The sequence below is a fragment of the Micromonospora sp. CA-246542 genome, from assembly GCF_050942905.1.
Taxonomy (GTDB): domain Bacteria; phylum Actinomycetota; class Actinomycetes; order Mycobacteriales; family Micromonosporaceae; genus Micromonospora.
Map to the genome: position 1 here is coordinate 749,628 of NZ_CP192040.1, position 17,386 is coordinate 767,013.

Below are 17,386 nucleotides of genomic sequence, written 5' to 3' on the forward strand. Positions count from 1 at the left end.
TCGTGCGCGTGTCTTTCGGGGGAGAGCCCGGGGACGACCGGCGGTTCGTACGTACGCTGGCGATCCCGGGACCGTGATCCGCCTGGAGGTGTCGATGTTCGAGAAGATCCTGGGTCTACCGACACACGTCTTCGTCGTGCACGCGATGGTGGTCTTCGTCCCCCTGCTGGCGGTGCTGGCCATCGCGTACGTGGGGCTGCCACGCTGGCGGCACCGACTGGACTGGGCGCTGGGCATCCTCGCCGTGGTGACGCCGGTGACCGCCTTCGTGGCCGTCGAGTCCGGTGAGGCGTTCACCGACGCCCTGGTCGCCCGGGGCTACCAGGGGCAGATCCTCGACCAGATCTTCGAGCACTCGCGCTACGGCGACATCCTCTTCCGGATCGTGGTGCCGCTGGGGATCGTGGCCATCGCGCTGCTCGTGGCGACCAGCGGACACCCCCGGGTGCCACGGCTGCCGGCCCTGGTGACGCCGGTGCTCGCGGTGGCCGCCGTCGCGCTGTCGCTCGCTGCCCTGGTCTACGTCGCTCTGACCGGTCACTCCGGTGCCGAGGCCGTCTGGGGCACCACTCTCTGACGCCGTCGGCCGGGCGGGGGCGGCCGGTGGCGCGGTGGTCAGAAGAGGATCCGCGAGCAGAGCAGGCAGACGAGGGCCACCAACACCACGGCGGCAGCGGCCCCGAAACCGTAGGTGACCCGCTGCGACCGCTGCTCCGCCACGTCCAGGGCGGCCGTGTCCTGAGGTGGCAGGCGTCGCGGCGGCGCCGGCTCCAGGTGTACGGGGGGACGCCAGCCCGCCGGCGGCGGCACGCTCGGGGTGGCCCCGCATACGCGTCGGTGGTTGGTGTGGCCGGCGGCGGTTGGTCCGCCGGGGGACCGTCGCCGGTCCCGGGCCGACGCCAGTAGTCGTCCGGGGTGCTGCCACCGCTGGGGGTCGTCACGCCGTCCGAGGCTACCAACGGAGCCGGCGGCCTGCGCTAGTGTTGCCGCTCGTGAGCACCGAGGACCCCGGCGCCGCGGTCGCGCGCGGCGATGACGACCGCACCGTCGACCTGAGCGACGACTTCGTGGTGCTGCCCGAGCAGACCTCGGACGACACCGACCACGGCTGGGGCGAGCGCAGCGGAGGAAACGACGACTGGCTCCTCGCCCAACGCCCTCCGCACTGGGACTGAACCCCGGACGGGATGGACCGCGCCCGGGGTTCAGCGGCGCATCGCCGACGTGGCGGTCTGCGGCCGAGCGGAATCAGGACGCCGAGCTGGCCGCCGCCTTGCCGCCGCCCGACCCACCGGACGACGAGGACGACCCGGACGACGAGGACCCGGACGACGACGAGGACGTTGAGGACGTCGACGACGACGAGCCGGAGTCCCCACCCGAGGACGAGGACGACTCGGACTTGGCCGGCTTGGTCGCGCCGCCGGCCGACGTCTCCGAGCCGGACGCGCGGGAGTCGGTGCGGTAGAAGCCCGAGCCCTTGAAGACGACGCCGACGGAGTTGAAGACCTTGCGCAGCCGCCCCTGACACGCCGGGCACTCGGTCAGCGGCTCGTCAGAGAAGGACTGCACCGCCTCGAGCTGGTGACCGCACGCGGTGCAGGCGTACTGGTACGTAGGCACGTTCTCCTCCGGTATCTGGACTCGGCCAGTTGGCACTCGACGTATTCGAGTGCCAATGGTGCGTCATTCGGGCCGGGTTCGTCCAGCGGACGTGTGGGGCGCGACACCCTGCGCCGTACCCGGGCCGCCATCAAGCGTACGCATTCCGCCGGAGGGGGTGACCACCGCGCGGACCGGACGGTCATGCGGCTCGGTGGGCAGCGCCTCGACCAGCTCACCGTCGTGCAACGGCACCACGGTCAGGCCCGCCGTGGGCACCCGGGCCAGCGCCCGATCGTAGGAGCCTCCGCCGCGGCCCAGCCGCCGACCGTGGTGGTCGACGGCGAGCGCCGGCACGACCACCAGTTCCGCGCCGGAGACGGCGGCCACGCCGAGGCGGGGGCCGACCGGCTCCCGGATGCCACGGCCGGCGGCGGCCAGCGCGTGCGGACCGGTGTACACCGCCCAGTCCAGGTCGAGATCCGCGCGGAGCACCGGAAGCAGCAATTCGCCCTCGGCCGGTAACGCCCCGCGCAACACCTCCGCGAGGTCGGCCCCGCCCGGCTCGGAGCCGACCGGCACGTACGCCGTCATCCGGCGCGGGCGCAGCCGGCGTACCAGGGCGACCAGCTCGGCCTGGACGCGCCGGGCGGCTGCGGCGCGCGCCGCGTCGTCCAGGGCCCGACGGTGGGCGAGCAGCCGCCCCCGGGCGTCCCGCTTCGTCACACGGGTCACTTCCGCTTCATCAGAAAAATCTGACACGCAACACTCCTGACGCAACGCCACTCCCACGGTTGCTCTGTGTCAGCATCGCAAGCAACGGAGGCGGAACTTCCGGGGGGACCGAGTGACGCTACGCGGGCGGTTGACGGCAGCCTTCCTCGTGGTGGTGCTCGGCCCGGTCCTGCTCGGCGCGTTCTTCGTCGCCTCCACCGTCACGGCCGTCGACCGCACCCGGTCCACCGAACGCCTCGCCGTGGCGGCGTCCGCGGTGCGTACCTCGGTCGACGCGCTCTGCCAGCAGCTACGTGCCGCCGCCGACGCGGTCGCCCTCACCGGTGATCCGGCGGTCGTCGCCGGCCAGCTCATCGGCCGGGGGCTGGCCGCTGCGGTGCAGGTCAGCGACGTGGGCGGCCGGGTCACGTACGTCTCGCCGGGCGCGCCGCCGACACCCTGGCGGGACTGCTCCGAGCCGGTCACCGCGACGTCCGGTCCGGTCCGCGCGCTGGCGGCCCACGTCGACCGGCGGGACACGGCCGGCGCACTGCTGGGCAGTGTGGCCGCCGCGCAGTTCGTCGACCCGGCCTTCGTGGCCCGGCTGGCGGCCGTGAGCGGAGTCGCGGTCACGCTGCTCGACGGCGGCGCGAGCGCCGCCCGGTTCACCCACACCACCGAGTCCCGCGAGGTACGCGACGGGGTGCTGGCCGCCGCCGGCCACACCGCCGGCGGGCGGGTCACCGAGACCACGAAGGGCCGGTACGTGCGCCGGGTCGGACCGTCGGTGGGCCAGCCGCTGCCGCTGGTCCTGTCGGTGCCGAGCACCAGGCCACCGGGCCTGCACGTCACGCTGGCCGGCGTGGTCGTCCTGGCCGGGCTGCTCGCCGTGCTGACCGCGTGGCGGCTGGCCCGGGTGACCACCCGGCCCCTGGCGGAGCTGGCCGGTGCGGTCGACCGGGTGGCGCACGGCGACCTGACCGCCCGGGTGCCGGTGCGCGGCCGGGACGAGCTGGGCCGGCTCGCGGAGGCGTTCAACCGGATGACCCGCGAGACCGGTTCGTACGTCGCGGCGCTCACCAGCAGCCGTGACCAGCTCCGTGGGCACCTCGCGGTGCTCGGCGACACCCTGGCCAGCACCCACGATCTGCAACGCATCCTGCGGGTGATCCTGCACAGCGCCATCGCGGCCACCGGCGCCCGGGCGGGCGCGGTGCTGCTGGTGGAGACCGGCGGGGTGCTGGTGGCACAGTGCAGTGAGGGTCTGGACGGGCGCTGGCCGGCACCGGATGACCCGGACGGGCCACAGACCCTGCGGGTGCCGGTGGGCGTCGGCGTGGTCGGCGCGGTGGCCGCGACCGGTGAGCCGCAGCGGGGGCGGGTGGAACCGGGCGAGACGCCGATCGGCGAGCCGCGCTGCCGCACCTACGTGGCGGTCCCCTTCGCCGCCCCGGGCGCGACCGGGCTCGCCGCCCCGGGCGCGACCGGGCTCGGCGGCGGCACGACGAACGCGGGCGGCGAGCGGACCGTCGACGAGGCGGTCTCTCCGGCGGTGGCCCTCGGCGTGCTGGCGCTCTACGACCGGGTGGGCGCGGCCGAGTTCGACGACGACGACCTGGTCACCCTGCGGACCTTCGCCGGGCACGCGGCCGTCGCGGTCGAGAACGTGCGGGTCCACGAGGAGGCTCAGCGGCTCTCCCTTACCGACCCGCTCACCGGGCTGTGGAACTACCGCTACCTGCGCGAGTCGATCCGCCGGGAGGTCGAGCGGGCCAGCCGGTTCGGCCGGATGCTCAGCGTCCTCGCCCTCGACCTGGACCGCTTCAAGGACGTCAACGACACGTACGGGCACGCGGCAGGGGACACCGTGCTGGCGGAGTTCGCCCGGCGGGTACGCGGCGAGATCCGCGAGGTGGACCTGGCGTTCCGGCAGGGCGGGGAGGAGTTCGTGCTGCTCCTGCCGGAGACCGACGCCCGGGGCGCGGCGATCGTCGCGGAGCGGCTGGGCGCGGCGGTACGCGAGACGCCGATCGCCGTCGAGGCGTACGCGGGGCCGATCGTGGTGACCGTGTCGGTCGGCATCGCCGTCTACCCGGACCACGGCAGCACCGGGCGGGAGGTGCTGGAGGCGGCCGACGACGCCCTCTACGTGGCCAAGGCCGCCGGTCGGGACACCTACCGCGTCGCGGAGGTCCGCCCGGACGTGCCGACGCGGGAGATTCCGGTGCCGGCCGGCGCGGTCAGCCCACCCGACGGGCTGCCGAGAGCCGGCCGGTCCGCGCAGGTCGCGCGGGAGCCGGGCGGCCACGCCCGGTCGGAGCCGGCTGCGGGCGTACCCGAATCGAACCGTCCGGGGCCCGCGCACGCGCGGCCGGAACCGGCGGACGGCCCGGTGGACGCCGCGCGAGCGGGTCCGGACGCGGCGCGGCCGGGGCCGGGCGGCGGCGCGTCTTCTGGGCCACACCCGCCGCGGCAGAGCCGTGGCCGATAGTCTCGCGGCATGTCGGAGCACTCAGCGAACCCCTCAGCGACGGTCGCCGCAACCGGCCGTCCCCTGGCGGTCAAGGCCGTCATCCCGGCCGCCGGACTGGCCACCCGCTTCCTGCCGGCCACCAAGGCGGTTCCCAAGGAGCTGCTGCCGGTCGTCGACCGACCGGTGCTGCAGTACATCGTCGAGGAGGCCGCCCAGGCCGGCATCGGTGACGTGTTGCTGATCACCGGTCGGGGTAAGACGTCGATGGTGGACCACTTCGACCGTCGCCCCGACCTGGAGACCAGGCTGGAGGAGAAGGGCGACGCCGAGCGCCTCGCGGCCGTGCGTCGGCCCGGTGAGCTGGCCGAGATCTACACCGTCCGGCAGCCGGAGCAGCTCGGGCTCGGGCACGCGATCGGGTACGCCGAGGCCCACGTCGGTGACCAGCCCTTCGCGGTGCTGCTCGGGGACGAGTTCGTGAAGCCGTCCGAGCCGCTGCTGCCGGCCATGCTGGAGTTGCAGGCCCGCACCGGCGGCGTGGTGCTCGCCTTCTTCGAGGTCGACCCGGCCGACACCAAGCGGTACGGCATCGCCTCGGTCGAGCCCGCCGAGGGCGACCTGACCGACATCGGCGAGGTCGTCAAGGTGACCGGCATGGTGGAGAAGCCGCAGCCGGAGGACGCGCCGAGCAACCTGGCCGTGCTGGGCCGGTACGTGCTGCCCGGCACGATCTTCGACGCGATCCGGCGGACCAAGCCGGGCAGCGGGGGCGAGATCCAGCTGACCGACGCGATGGAGTTGCTGCGCACCGAGGGCACCCCGGTACACGCGATCGTCTACCGGGGCACCCGCTACGACACCGGCATGCCGCTCGGGTACCTCCAGACGGTCGTGCAGATCGCCGCCGAGCGCGAGGACCTCGGCAGCGAGTTCCGCTCCTGGCTGGCCGAGTTCGTCAAGGCCGACGCGGCAGGCGGATCTGGTACATGACCGCGACGGCCGACGCCGAGGCGGCCGCGAACGAGTTGACGCCGCTCGCCGACTACCTGGGCAGCGTGCTGCGCAGGTTACGAGCGCTGCCGCCACTCGACCTCGACCTCACCCAGGCGCACGGCAACGTCCTCGCCGACGACGTCGTCGCGCCGCACGCCTTCCCGGCCTTCGACCAGGCGGCCGTGGACGGGTACGCGGCCCGCTGGGAGGACATTTCCGGAGGGGGCCGGGGCCCGAGCTACGTCCCGGCCCCTCCGGCACGCCCGGTGGGCGGAGCATCCGGCTCAACGTGGTCGGCGACCTGGGCGCGGCGAGCTGGCGTCCGGTGCGACTCACCCCGGGCGCGTGCTTCTCGGTGGCCGCCGGGGCGCCCCTGCCGGTCGCCGCGGACGTGGTGGTCCCGGTGGAGTGGACCGACCAGGGCATGGCCGCCGTCGAGATCTTCCGCACCCCCAAGCGGGGGTACGGCGTCCGCCGCGCCGGTGAGGAGCTGCCCGCCGGCACTCTGCTCGCCCGCGCCGGCACGTACGTCTCCCCGGCCCTCGTCGCCGTGTTCGCGGCCACCGGCATCGGCCATGTGGTGGTCCGGCCGAGTCCACGGGTGGTCATCGTGGCCACCGGGGACGAGCTGGTCGATGTGGGCCGGGGCAGCCAGCCCGGTCAGGTGGTGGACGCCAACTCGCACGCGCTGACCGCCGCCGCGGCCGAGGTGGGCGCGCTGGCGTACCGGGTGGGCATCTGCGACGACGACCCGGAAGGGCTGCGTGGCCTGCTGGAGGACCAGACCCTGCGGGCCGATCTGATCATCACCACCGGCGGGACCGGCACCGGCCCCGGTGACATGGTCCGGCGGATCCTGTCCCGCCGCGAGGGCGGCCGGGCCGGGCCGGTGACCTTCACCGACGTGGCGCTCTATCCCGGCACCGCTCTCGGGTTCGGCACGGTCGGCGCCGAGGAGGTGCCGGTGGTGTGCCTGCCCGGCGACCCGGGTGCCGCGCTGATCGGCTTCGAGGTGCTGGCCCGGCCGGCGATCCAACTGCTCGCCGGCGCGGAGCCGGTCTTCCGTCCCAGCGTCCGGGCCCACCTGCTGGAGACCGTGTCGTCACCCGGCGGGCTGCGCGAGTTCCGGCCCGCGCACGTCGCCGAGCGACGCGGCGGCGGTTACACCGTGCAACCGCTGCGTGGGGGGCCGTTCACCCTCTCCGGCCTGGCCGAGGCGAACGGGCTCCTGGTGCTCGGCGAGCGGGTCACCACCGCCGCCGCCGGCTCCACCGTGGACGTCCTGCTGCTGGACCGCCGTCGGTGAGATCCCCCGGACGGGACGTCGGGGGTCCACTTGCGCGCGAACCGGTCCCGCGCGGGAGACTGTGCGGGTGAGTCTCTTCGGACCGGTCCGTGCGCCCGGCTGGCCGGCGGTGCTGGTCGACGGGCCGGTGCTGTTGCGCCCGTACCGGCGCTCCGACGCGGCGGCGTGGTCGCAGGTACGCCGGGCCAACCAGGCCTGGCTGGCCCCCTGGGAGTCGTCGCTGCCGGGCGGTTGGGACGAGCTGAACTCGCCGGCCGCGTTCCGGTGGGTGCACCGCGACCAGCGGCGCTCGGCCCGCGAGGGCGAGGGGATGCCCTTCGCGGTCTGCCTGCGTGAGGCCGACCGGGATCGGCTGGTCGGGCACCTCAACGTCGGCAGCATCGTGCGCCGCGCCTTCTGCTCCGGTTACGTCGGCTACTGGGTGGACGCCCGAGTGGCCGGGCAGGGTGTGATCCCGACCGCGCTCGCGCTCGCCGTCGACCACGCGTTCGGCCCGGGTGGACTTCACCGGATCGAGGTCAACATCCGGCCGGAGAACCGCCCGTCGCGGCGGGTGGTGGAGAAGCTGGGCTTCCGCGAGGAGTCGTACCACGTGCGCTACATGCACATCGACGGCGCGTGGCGTGACCACATCGGATACGCGATGACGAGCGAGGAGGTCGCCGCCGAGGGCGGTCTACTGGCCCGCTGGCACCGGATCCGCGCGACCGCGCGGTAACGACTGTCCCACGCACGGGATCGGCGCGGCGCTGCGGTATCCCGGTCGGTTCACCGTAACCTCAAGTAACTGCAAGCTGCGGCAAGCGCTCACCGCCCGGATGATCCACGCGCTCAGGCGTGATCGGTGGAAGATCCTGCGGTCGGGGAGCGGTTGCTCCGAATTCGGTGACGGGAGGGGTGAGGGTGCCGACCTCGGTGCTCCTCGCCGTCCTCGCCGCCGCCGGCCTGCTCGCCCTGGCCCCGGCGCTGGTCCGCCGGTACGACGCCACCGAGCGGCTGGTGGCGGAGCGGGCGCAGTCGACGGCGCGGGTGCTCCAACGCCGTCGGCGGCGTCGCACTGTGCCGGGACGGGCGCCCTGCACCCGCCGCGCTCGCTTGTCGTCACCCTCAGTGAAGACGCGACCACGGGAAAGCTGGCCGTGCCGGTCTCCGCGCCGCCGGCGGCCCGCCGCTCCGGTCGGCTGCGCGCCGTACCGCCGGCCCCGAAGCGATCCCGCCGCCGTCCGCCGCGCCGGCAGCACACTCCCGCCGTGTACCGGCGACGCCGCGTGCTCGCCGCGCTGCTGCTGCTCAACGTCGTCGAACTGATCGGCGTGCTGTTCGTCAGCCCCGGCTTCTGGATCGGCTTCTCGGTCACCTTCATGCTGCTGGCCGTGTACGTCGTACACCTGCGCAGGCGGGCCCTCGCCGCTCGCCGCCGGCGTCGCGCCCGGGCCCGGGAGGCGGCGTGGTTGGCCGCCCGCCAGGCCGAGGTCCGCCGCGAGCAGGCCCGTCGCGCGGCGGCCCGCCGGGAGGCGCAGCGTCGCCTCGCGGCCCAACGCGAGGTGGTACGCCGAGCCGCAATGGGCCTCGACCGCCCCGCGGATCTGCCGGCGGCGGTCAACGGCGGCTCGGTCTCGTACCGGCGCTCGGGTGGCCTGCGCGGCCGCCCCTACGAGGCCGGCCGCGGCGCCTGACCGCGTTGCCCGGCCCGGCCCTGCCGGTCTGGCGGCGGCCTGCCGGGTCTGGCGGCGGCCTTGCCGGGTCTGGCGGCGGCCTTGCCGGGTGTGGCGGCGCTTGATCGACTCGAGATCACCGACTTGGGGGTGTCCCAGCGAGATGATGCCCCCACATCGGCGATGTCGAGTCGATCAAGGTCGGTGTGAGGCCTGCGGCGCTTGATCGACTCGGCTTCCGGGAAGGCGTGGTGTCTGGATGCCCGGGATGCCCCGGTTTCCTGGAGGCCGAGTGGATCTCGGGGTCTGCGGGGCGGCGCACCGGGGGTGGATTCGCGGTGGAGGCGGACGACCTGTTAGCCTTGCTGCCGGCCCGCCCGGTGTAAGCCGGGTGGGACCGAAGCCGGTTCGCCGGTGGGGGGCTGTGGCGCAGACTGGTAGCGCACCTCGTTCGCATCGAGGGGGTCAGGGGTTCAAATCCCCTCAGCTCCACCAGCAGGGCAAGGGCGGTTCTCGGGTGACCGAGAACCGCCCTTGCTGCATGCCGTGGCTGTCGAGTCCTGCCGTCAGCTGACGGTGATGTCGCTGCACCACATGTACGTCTGGTCCATGTGCGACGCCTTCCACAGCACGAACAGGATGTGGTTCCCGCTGCGCGAGGACGGGATCGAGACGTTGAACGAGATGTTCTGCGCCGGCGCGTAGCGGCCGGTCGTCGCGATCAGGTCCAGGTTGCCCCACCCGAGTTTCTGGGTGGCCGGGTTGAACCCCTGCTTCGAGACGTAGACCTGGAAGTAGTCAGCGCCGTGGCTGGCCTGGTCGTACATCTGGACCGTCAGGTTGCGGCTGACGGGGGTCGACTTCCAGGCTCCGGGCTGGTTGAGCGAGTCGTTCCGGGCGAGGGCGTTGCTGCACAGCTGCCCGTCCGGGGTGCGGGCCTGGAACTGGCCGCCGAGACCGTCGCGCAGCTGGCTCATCCAGTTCCACATCGTGTCGGGGTTGGCCTGGAACGCGCGGTAGCACATCGGGTCCTGCTGCTGCATGGCCGGGTTCGTGTGCTGGTTGCCCCAGGTCTTCCAACACTGGTAGGCGCGAGTTGCCGGGTTGATGACGGTGCCGTGTGCCTGGGCCGCGCCGACCGAGGGCAGTGCGCCGGCCACCATGGCGAACAGCAGGACCAGCGCCTGGAGGGACCGACGGACGGTTGACCGGGGTCGCCCGCCGGATTGATCGGACTTGGTTGAACGCACGGTTCATCCTCCGTTCTCGGGGGTGATCGGGGTGGGAACGCTCCCAAACCCACTGTTACATCCATGTGTCTAAATATCAATGCTGATCTATCTAAAATGGGATATGAGGTGGTCAGAGTGGTCACCACCGAGCGGGGGGAACGTGCTCAGAGGCCGGCTGCGGCGTCGTACCGGCGACGCTGATCGGCCATCTCCGACTGGGTCAACGCCTCCTTGAGCGCCAACTCCTCGTACTTGTCCGGGAACATCTGGCGTAGTCGGTCGACGAACATGACATCGGCGGTCGCCTCCACCACCTGGATGCCCGGAGGGTTTGTCGACATGTCCATGATCAAAGGGCCGGCCAGCTTGACCGCCACGTCCCAGGGGCGCTTCTTCTCGGCGACTCCGCACAGGTGGAAGCCGTAGACCGTACGCACGTCGGTCAGCGCGGCGGCGTCGCTCGGCTCGTACCCGTAGACGCGGACCCCGCAGATCACCGGCGGCTTACCCTCGGTGGCCACCTGCTGGGCGCCGTGGCCGGCATGGTTGTGCTGCCCCGGGTCGGCCTGTTCGAGCGTCGTCCGCATCCGGGCGGTGATCTGGGCCTGTAGGTCCGCCGGCTTCGCGTCCTGGTCCGCCTGCCTGACCAGTACGACCGCGCCGACCGACACCGCCAGCAGGATCACCGCCACCCACACCAGGCGGCTGCGATACCACCTGGGGGCATTCTCTGGGGAACTCATCATTGCCTCTCACCTCGTCGCCGGTTCCGGCGTCCTCACGGACCGGACGGGACCGGACGCCCCGGCGGGCACGTCGGCCATCGGGGGCATGTGTCGGGGGTGCGTACGACGGGAACGGCGAGCTGTCCGTCGTCACGGAGATGGCCCGGCTGTGCGACAGGCGAGCGGCTGCCCAGGTGGCGCGCTGCCGGCACTGCGTTGCTCCCGCGCTGGCCGTCCCCAGCGCGGTTGCCCCCGCGCTGCGGCGATACGAGCCATTCCAACACGTCTGGCACCACTGTGGCAACATCGACGTACATCATTGCGAAATCGGCAAGTTCGTCAGGCGAACCGTTCGGTCGTCACGGTGACCAGCCCGTGCTGTCGCAGCAGGTTCGTCAGGTCGGCCAGGATCGCCGGCACCGCATCGGCCCCGCCGATACGCACCAGGACCGTCACGTCGAGGCCCCAGGCGAGGGTGTGGCCGACCCGGCGCAGGTGCCAGCTGAACCGGGCACCACCGCTGTCGTGGCGACCGTCGGCGACCGATCCGGCGGTGCCGCCACCCGTCGTGCGCCATCTCCTCCGCAGCGCTGCCACCTGCTCCGCCCGCAGGTCCTTCGCGAACAGGACGCGGTACACCCGTCGTTCGGAAAAGCCGTCCGGCGGCCGGCTCGGACCGAGCCGTAGCGGCGCGGCCACCGCGATCGGTTGGTGGTCGCGGAAGTACGTCCGCAGCTCCACCTCGGACGGCAGTTCGCCCCCGCCGAGGCGGCGGTAGGCGTCCGCTGCCTCGGCGGGGCCGGTGGGCACGACTCGGGCGAGGACGGCGGGGTCGGCGCGCAGGCCGCGGCTCAGCGCGGCGGAACTCCACCAGCCACCGCCCGGTGTCCAGCTCGCGCTCTGCAGGCCGGTGGCGCAGAAATCCTCCTGGCGGGTGAACTCCTCGACGAGGATGCCCGCGCCGATCGGGTCGCCCGGGGCGGGTAGGACCAGGTGGTAGTCCAGCGTGCGGCTCGGACGCGGCCGATCGATGATCACCCGCCCGATCCTGGGGCCACGACGGACCTCGGGCAAGAGCGGTCCACCCGCGTCGACCGTCCATAGCAGACCGTAGGCCGTCTGGATCAACGGCGTCGCTCATCGGACAGGCCGCAACCGTGAGGCCCTCTCAGGTGTGCATCTGGCATAAGTCGATGCCCGGGACCGCCGGGCTCCACACGGGGAGAAGAGATGACGTACACCGCTCGACGCAGGATGCTCGCCGGCACCGCCGCTGGACTGTTGACCGCCTCCCTCGGGCTCGCCCTGTCCTCGACGGCGACCGCCGCGCCCGCGAGGACCACCGCCAGCGCCTGCACCATCAGCACACTGCCCTACCCGACGGACACCTACCGCGCCGACGCGAGCGCGATCGACCCGTCGGGCCGCTTCGTCGCCGGCACGGGTCTGCGGGTCGGTGAGACCGAGAACCAGTACCTGCTGCTGGTCTGGGACAAGCAGCGGCTCACCGAGATCGTGGCGCCGGGCAACGGACTCGACCCGGTCGACGTCAACGAGAGCGGCACCGTGATCGCCAACGGCTGGGCGGAGAGCGGCATCGGACGGCCGTGGACCTACCGCGACGGCAAGCTCCAGCAGTTGCCGGTGCTGCCGTCCACCGGCATCTTCGTCACCGCCATCAACTCCGCGGGTGACATCGTCGGCTACGGCTCCGACATCGTGCCCGGCGAGTTCAGCGCCCTGCGCTGGCCGGCCGCCCGACCGGGGACGGTCGAGGTGCTCGACGCCCCGGTCGACGCCCAGGCGACCGGCATCACGCCGAACGGGACCATCGTCGGTCAGGCGGGACCCTTCGGCGACTGGACCGGATGGGTCCGCCGCCCGAACGGCAAGGTCAAGCCGCTCGCGGTCGCCGGTGGTGGGTCGACGGTGGTCAACGCCGCCGCGGGCCACTGGGCGATCGGCCAGGTCTGGCTCGGCGGTGACAACCCGGCGAAGGTCCGGTGGGACCTCCGCAACGGATCGCACACGATCCTCGACCCGGAGGCCGGGCTCGACGACGTGAACGCCAAGGGCGTCGTGGTGGGCGGTGCCCTGGTCACCCGTGGCGCCACCTCCCGGGTCCTGCCGGGCGGCGGCAACGTCGGCGCGAAGGCCATCGCCGACACCGGTGCCATCGTCGGCTTCCGGAACGCCGACCGGGTGACCCCGGTCCGGTGGACCGGCTGCTGACCTGTCGAACGCGTGGGGCCGGTCCGATCATCGGGCCGGCCCCACCAGCACGTCAGGGCCGCCAGGAACCGGCGGTCGCGAACTGGTGCTGGTACTCCAGCACCCCCGACGTGTCGTGCACGTCGAACACCACGCTGCCGGTACGTCTGCTGCCGGCGGCCAGGTCGTTGCCGGCCGGGATCGGCTTGCCGCAGCCGGAGAAGGCACCCGTCACCGCGTTGGTCTCGGTGCCGTCGGCGGCGACCCACTGGAAGAAGAGCGGGTTTGCCGAGCCGGTGCCCCTGGTCACCGTCACCGTCACGTCCGCGATCACGAACATGCCCTCGTCGGGCTTCAGGCCGTAGGTCTTGCAGGGCTTCGTGGCGGTGTGGAACTTCGTCACGGTGATCTCGACGGTGCCGCCGTTGTCGTCGATGACGAGAGTGTCCCCGACGGACATGTTCCGGGCCTTGGCGGAGGCGACGGATGGTACGGGCGAGGGCATGGCCCCGGCCGCCGGCTGCCCGGTGTCGCCGGTGACGCCGGGGGTGGGCAGCGCCTCGGTCACGTTGTTGGCGGCGTTCTTCGCGCCGATGACGACGGCCACGATGCCGCCGGCGCAGAACAGCAGGGCGAGCACGGCCGTCGTCACCGCGACGGCGACCACGGTCCGCTGCGACGTCGTCGTCGGCGGGACGGGCGGCGGCATCGTGAGCGGGTGGCCCGGCCCGTCGCCCTGCGGGTACGCGGCGCCGGAGTACGGCGGCGGGACCGGCTCGCTGCCCGCGGTCGACCAGGGGCTGGGCGTCGCCGGCGGAACCATCGGGTCGGCGGCGGACCGCTGCGGTGTGGCCGGGAGCAGCGGCTCCGGACTCGGCTGCTGAAGGTCCTGCGGTCCGACGGGGGGCTGGGGGTGGGTCACCGTACTCCTTGACGCCTCGTACGTGCGGTTCGGGAACGCGCCGACGCTACCTCGCGGCGCCGGGTGGCCGGTCGGCACGCCGGCCCGCGTCCCACGGCCCCCGTAGCCCGCGGCGGTGGCCAGCGTGGACGGTGGTGGTCAGCGCGGTGCGAGGACGGCAGCGGTGCGGACCAGGCCGTCGGCGACCACGAACCGGCCGTGGATCGTGCTCGGCGGGTCCGCGACCCCAGCGGCTTCCGCCGCGTCCACCCGCGCCGGCGCGATCCGAGCGGTGAACGTGCCGGCGTCCGGGTCGATCTCCAGCCGGGCGTCGTGGAAGTCCAGCCAGGACCCGACGACCGGGTGCCAGACCTTGTAGACCGTCTCCTTCGCGCTGAAGAAGACGATCGGCCACCGGATGCCGGAGGGGAGTCGCGCGTAGTGCTCCTGCTCCTCGGGCAGCAGCACGAGTCGGCGTACCCCCGCATCGATCTCGCGGTGCTGCTCGGCGTCCATACCGACGGACCGCACGTCGGTGGCGCGCGCCGCGGCGGCGGCGCAGTAGCCGGCGGTGTGGGTGATGGCGCCCACCACGCCCGCCGGCCAGACCGGCGCCCGGTTGGCGGCGCTGGGCACGGCCACCACCGGCAGGCCGAGGTCGGCCATGGCCCGGCGGGCACAGACCCGACCGGCGGTGAAGTCCCGTCGACGGGTCTGCACCGCCTGGTCGCCGAGACACGCCCGCTCCGCGTCGAGGAGGTCGCCGGTCCAGTCGTCGGGCGCGGCGACCGCCACGGCGACCGTTTGCGGCAGGAGCTCACGCACGGCGGGGCCCTACCGACGGGTAGCGAGCAGGGGTTCTCTGGACCGTCAAATTTCCGACTCCCACGACCGCAGAAGGTACCGCAAAGATGTAACACCGGAGGGACGCGTCGCGCTCTCCATGATGGCTCCGGGGGGACCACCATCAAGAGCTGCCAAGTCCCGTGAGCATCTAAAGGAGCTGCGATGAGCGATGGCGCCGAACGGCCAGGGGGTCGGGCCGACGACCACGCACCCACGACCCCGGGCTGGAGCTGCGGCTCCTGCGGCGACGAGTGGCCGTGCACGACGAAGCGCGACCGGCTGCTGGCGGAGTACGGGGGTGACCGCGCGATGCTCAGCGTCTACCTGGGCTCCTGTCTCGCCGCCGCCGCCGAGGATTTGCGGGCAGCGCCGGTGATGTCGTTGCAGGACCGCTTCATCGGTTGGCTGCCGCGGGGGACGCGACGAAGCTGAACCGCCGGTGGCCCCGCCCGACCGGGCGGGGCCACCGACGGGCACGGCCGACTCAGGGTCGCCGGGGCCGCCGGGTCAGAGCGAAGCCGACCACCCCGGCCACCGCGGCGAGCACGCCGCCGATGCCGGTCCAGATCCAGCGCGAGCCGAGATCCGGCAGCCAGTCCGTCAGCGAGCCACCCTCGTCGTCGGCCTCCGGCTCCGGCGTCGGTACGGCGTTGAGCACCGTGCCCGCCTTCGTGTTCGGCACCAGCGGTGCGGCCAGTTCACCGTCATCGGCTGAGGCGCCCCGGTCGTCGACGACGCCGACCAGCAGGTCCACGTCGACGGGTGCGCCCAGGTCCGGTTCGGGCAGGTCGGTGACCGAGAGCCGGACCACGTACGTGCCGGGCAGCGGATCGGCCGACCACGGTTCCGCCCAGGGACGGACCTCGCGCAGGGTGCAGCCCAACGCCACGCTGGACGCCTTGCCGTCCACCGTGGGCGTCTGCGCCCCGGCGGTGCACGCCTGCCGCCGGCGCAGCCCGTCGAACACGTCGATCGTCCACGTGGAGGCGCCGCTGCGTGCCTTCGGGAAGGTGACGGTGGCGCTGATCTCGTGGACCTGCCCGGCCGTCGCGGTGAACGACCAGTACAGGTGATCGCCGATGGAGGCGTCCACGCGTACCGGTTGACCGGCGGTGATCGGCGTGGCGGTGAGGAACGAGGTGCCGGCCCGGGTCACGGCAGTGGCGCCGGGCGACGGGCTTGGGGCGGCCACGGCCGCCGCGGGCAGTAACGCGACCCCGCCGGCGGCGAGCAGCGCCGCCAGCGACCGGAACAGTGCCGTACGCATCAGTTCTCCCTCCAGGTGGCGACCCACCAGCGGGTGAGCAGGCCGGCGACCAGGCCGGTGAGCAAACCCGCCACGGTGAGCAGGGCGAGCAGGACCCAGCCACGGCCGAGATCGGGGCCGTCCGGGGCGCCGGCGGCGGCGACCACGTCGATGGTCAGCTCCACCGGCATGCCGGGCGTCGCCGCGGTGCCCGGGCGTGCGGCGAACGAGTTGCTGACCACCAGGCAGACGGTGGTGGGCTCGACGGTCGGCGTCGGGCTCGCCTCGGCGGCATCCTCGTCGGCGTCCTCCTCGTCCGCCGTGGCCGACCAGCGCAGGCCGGCGGAGAGCACGTCGGCACGGCCGCTGCCGGCGTCCGCACCCCTCACCAGTTCCCGCCCGTCCGCCGCGGTGGCCCGCAGCAGCACCCCGTAGTCCCGGTTCACCGGCCGGTCCAACGCCATGCTCACCGACGCGCGCAGCTCCTGACCGGGGCGTACGGGCACCCGGTAGTAGCGGTGCTCGGAGAACGACTCCCGGTCGGCGTACACCCCGGGGGTGAGCAGCGGCGCGGACCCGCAGGCGTCCGTGCCGCCGACCACGGTCGGCGCCCGGGTGTGGGTGTCGCCGGCCCGCTCGACGAGCTGCTTGATCCGGCCCGTCAGCTCGTCGGCGCTCTGCGCCGCGGTGTACGTGCCGCCGGTCGCCCCGGCGATGCACAGCAACTGCCGGCGTACCTTCTCGTCGGGTGCGAGGCCGAGCGTGTCGACGACCAGGCTGGTGCCCTGCGCCGCCAGTTCCCGGGCCACCTGACACGGGTCCGGCGGAGCGCAGGTGTCCTCCCCGTCGGTGATCAGCACGATCCGTCGGGTGGTGGCCCCGTTGCCCAGGTCCTGCGCGGCGGAGCGCAGTGCCAGCCCGACCGGGGTGAACCCGGTCGGCCGGAGTGTCGCCACCGCTGCCTTGGCCGCGGTCCGGTCGACCGGACCGACCGGCACGATCTGTTGGGTGTCCTGGCAGCCGACCTTCTTGTCCTTGCCCTTGTAGGTCGCGCCGAGCACCCGGATGCCGAGCTGGGTCTCTTCCGGTAGCGCGTCCACCACGTCGTTGAAGGCCTGCTGGGCCACCGAGATCCGGCTGCGTCCGTCGATGTCCGCTGCCCGCATCGAGCCGCTGACGTCGAGCACCAGCTCGACCCGGGGTGGCTCGGCCACCTGCTCCTCGTCGGCCGCCGCCGGGACCGGCCCGGTCAGCGCGGTGGTCGCCAGCAGTCCGAGAAGGACGGCCGCCGATCGTCTGAAGTTGATCACGGCCCGCAGTGTAGTGAGATCCACTTTGGAGGGCCGTCGGGGTGGTTGGTCGTTCTGCACGGCCGGAGCGTCCCCTTTGGGGGCGCTGGGTCCACGTCAGGTCACCCTCGGTCAACGGCCGGAGGATAGTCCTCGGCCCGGCCGGAATCGGTCGGAAATCCGACCCAAGTTG

General features: G+C 73.2%; 17 protein-coding genes, 1 tRNA gene and 2 pseudogenes. 10 read left to right on the forward strand and 10 right to left on the reverse strand.

The window, feature by feature from the left end; all coding sequences use genetic code 11:
• Positions 1-94: 94 nt before the first annotated feature.
• Positions 95-577, forward strand: coding sequence for a DUF2231 domain-containing protein (locus tag ACQP0N_RS03640; protein ID WP_433121391.1), 483 nt, complete (start codon positions 95-97; stop codon positions 575-577).
• A 38-nt stretch (positions 578-615) separates the two neighbouring features.
• Here ACQP0N_RS03640 and ACQP0N_RS03645 read toward each other — a convergent pair whose 3' ends face one another.
• Positions 616-810 carry a hypothetical protein gene (locus ACQP0N_RS03645; protein ID WP_433117557.1) on the reverse strand — a complete coding sequence of 65 codons (195 nt, stop codon included), beginning with the start codon at positions 808-810 and terminating at the stop codon, positions 616-618.
• Between the two features lie 182 nt (positions 811-992).
• Here ACQP0N_RS03645 and ACQP0N_RS03650 point away from each other — a divergent pair, with 182 nt between their 5' ends.
• The gene (locus ACQP0N_RS03650) at positions 993-1,175 is read left to right on the forward strand and encodes a hypothetical protein (protein ID WP_355048993.1); all 183 of its coding nucleotides are present in this window, start codon (positions 993-995) and stop codon (positions 1,173-1,175) included.
• A gap of 73 nt (positions 1,176-1,248) precedes the next feature.
• Here ACQP0N_RS03650 and ACQP0N_RS03655 read toward each other — a convergent pair whose 3' ends face one another.
• Both ACQP0N_RS03655 and ACQP0N_RS03660 read right to left on the reverse strand, forming a co-directional pair.
• Positions 1,249-1,623 (reverse strand): FmdB family zinc ribbon protein, encoded by a 375-nt coding sequence (locus ACQP0N_RS03655; RefSeq protein ID WP_433117559.1) that lies wholly within the window; start codon positions 1,621-1,623, stop codon positions 1,249-1,251.
• A 63-nt stretch (positions 1,624-1,686) separates the two neighbouring features.
• Entirely contained in the window at positions 1,687-2,337 is a 651-nt protein-coding gene (locus ACQP0N_RS03660) for a 5-formyltetrahydrofolate cyclo-ligase (protein WP_433117561.1), read from the reverse strand.
• A 112-nt stretch (positions 2,338-2,449) separates the two neighbouring features.
• Between ACQP0N_RS03660 and ACQP0N_RS03665 the strand changes: the two genes are divergently transcribed.
• From ACQP0N_RS03665 to ACQP0N_RS03690, 6 genes and pseudogenes are all read left to right on the forward strand, one after another.
• Entirely contained in the window at positions 2,450-4,807 is a 2,358-nt protein-coding gene (locus ACQP0N_RS03665) for a diguanylate cyclase (RefSeq protein ID WP_433117563.1), read from the forward strand.
• Positions 4,808-4,816: 9 nt separating this feature from the next.
• Entirely contained in the window at positions 4,817-5,779 is a 963-nt protein-coding gene (locus tag ACQP0N_RS03670; protein ID WP_357124495.1) for a UTP--glucose-1-phosphate uridylyltransferase, read from the forward strand.
• Positions 5,776-7,088, forward strand: a pseudogene (locus ACQP0N_RS03675) (molybdopterin molybdotransferase MoeA). Before ACQP0N_RS03670 ends, ACQP0N_RS03675 begins: the two are co-directional and overlap by 4 nt.
• A 67-nt stretch (positions 7,089-7,155) precedes the next feature.
• A complete protein-coding gene (locus tag ACQP0N_RS03680) occupies positions 7,156-7,806 on the forward strand; it encodes a GNAT family N-acetyltransferase (protein WP_355048988.1) in 651 nt (216 codons plus the stop codon).
• 185 nt (positions 7,807-7,991) lie between these two features.
• Positions 7,992-8,764 (forward strand): annotated as a pseudogene (gene sepX, locus ACQP0N_RS03685) (divisome protein SepX/GlpR).
• Between the two features lie 397 nt (positions 8,765-9,161).
• Positions 9,162-9,238: transfer RNA gene (locus ACQP0N_RS03690), tRNA-Ala, on the forward strand.
• A 71-nt stretch (positions 9,239-9,309) separates the two neighbouring features.
• On the opposite strand, the gene ACQP0N_RS03695 is transcribed toward ACQP0N_RS03690, so the two are convergent.
• The 3 genes from ACQP0N_RS03695 to ACQP0N_RS03705 form a co-directional block, all read right to left on the reverse strand.
• Positions 9,310-9,993: a lytic polysaccharide monooxygenase auxiliary activity family 9 protein gene (locus tag ACQP0N_RS03695; RefSeq protein WP_433117566.1), complete on the reverse strand. Its 684-nt coding sequence runs from the start codon at positions 9,991-9,993 to the stop codon at positions 9,310-9,312.
• 146 nt (positions 9,994-10,139) lie between these two features.
• Entirely contained in the window at positions 10,140-10,718 is a 579-nt protein-coding gene (locus ACQP0N_RS03700) for a hypothetical protein (protein ID WP_433121393.1), read from the reverse strand.
• A gap of 321 nt (positions 10,719-11,039) precedes the next feature.
• Positions 11,040-11,738 (reverse strand): hypothetical protein, encoded by a 699-nt coding sequence (locus ACQP0N_RS03705; RefSeq protein WP_433117568.1) that lies wholly within the window; start codon positions 11,736-11,738, stop codon positions 11,040-11,042.
• Positions 11,739-11,930: 192 nt separating this feature from the next.
• On the opposite strand from ACQP0N_RS03705, the gene ACQP0N_RS03710 reads away from it, so the two are divergent.
• On the forward strand, positions 11,931-12,932 hold the full coding sequence (locus ACQP0N_RS03710; protein ID WP_433117570.1) for a hypothetical protein: 1,002 nt from the start codon (positions 11,931-11,933) through the stop codon (positions 12,930-12,932).
• A 52-nt stretch (positions 12,933-12,984) separates the two neighbouring features.
• Here ACQP0N_RS03710 and ACQP0N_RS03715 read toward each other — a convergent pair whose 3' ends face one another.
• Both ACQP0N_RS03715 and ACQP0N_RS03720 read right to left on the reverse strand, forming a co-directional pair.
• Positions 12,985-13,833, reverse strand: coding sequence for a DUF4352 domain-containing protein (locus ACQP0N_RS03715; protein ID WP_433117571.1), 849 nt, complete (start codon positions 13,831-13,833; stop codon positions 12,985-12,987).
• 138 nt (positions 13,834-13,971) lie between these two features.
• On the reverse strand, positions 13,972-14,637 hold the full coding sequence (locus tag ACQP0N_RS03720) for a 4'-phosphopantetheinyl transferase family protein (RefSeq protein WP_433117573.1): 666 nt from the start codon (positions 14,635-14,637) through the stop codon (positions 13,972-13,974).
• 183 nt (positions 14,638-14,820) lie between these two features.
• On the opposite strand from ACQP0N_RS03720, the gene ACQP0N_RS03725 reads away from it, so the two are divergent.
• Positions 14,821-15,090 carry a hypothetical protein gene (locus ACQP0N_RS03725; RefSeq protein WP_433117575.1) on the forward strand — a complete coding sequence of 90 codons (270 nt, stop codon included), beginning with the start codon at positions 14,821-14,823 and terminating at the stop codon, positions 15,088-15,090.
• Between the two features lie 52 nt (positions 15,091-15,142).
• On the opposite strand, the gene ACQP0N_RS03730 is transcribed toward ACQP0N_RS03725, so the two are convergent.
• Both ACQP0N_RS03730 and ACQP0N_RS03735 read right to left on the reverse strand, forming a co-directional pair.
• The gene (locus ACQP0N_RS03730; protein ID WP_433117577.1) at positions 15,143-15,925 is read right to left on the reverse strand and encodes a peptidase; all 783 of its coding nucleotides are present in this window, start codon (positions 15,923-15,925) and stop codon (positions 15,143-15,145) included.
• Positions 15,925-17,214, reverse strand: a complete 1,290-nt coding sequence (locus tag ACQP0N_RS03735) for a VWA domain-containing protein (protein WP_433117579.1) — start codon at positions 17,212-17,214, stop codon at positions 15,925-15,927. Before ACQP0N_RS03735 ends, ACQP0N_RS03730 begins: the two co-directional genes overlap by 1 nt.
• Positions 17,215-17,386: the final 172 nt, after the last annotated feature.

What these genes read in the sequence shown, in the direction of transcription:
- ACQP0N_RS03640 (WP_433121391.1), top strand. Translation starts at nt 95, where the DNA reads ATGTTCGAGAAGATCCTGGGTCTACCGACACACGTCTTCGTCGTGCAC.
- ACQP0N_RS03725 (WP_433117575.1), top strand. Translation starts at nt 14,821, where the DNA reads ATGAGCGATGGCGCCGAACGGCCAGGGGGTCGGGCCGACGACCACGCA.
- ACQP0N_RS03670 (WP_357124495.1), top strand. Translation starts at nt 4,817, where the DNA reads ATGTCGGAGCACTCAGCGAACCCCTCAGCGACGGTCGCCGCAACCGGC.
- ACQP0N_RS03700 (WP_433121393.1), bottom strand. Translation starts at nt 10,718, where the DNA reads ATGAGTTCCCCAGAGAATGCCCCCAGGTGGTATCGCAGCCGCCTGGTG.
- ACQP0N_RS03730 (WP_433117577.1), bottom strand. Translation starts at nt 15,925, where the DNA reads ATGCGTACGGCACTGTTCCGGTCGCTGGCGGCGCTGCTCGCCGCCGGC.
- ACQP0N_RS03710 (WP_433117570.1), top strand. Translation starts at nt 11,931, where the DNA reads ATGACGTACACCGCTCGACGCAGGATGCTCGCCGGCACCGCCGCTGGA.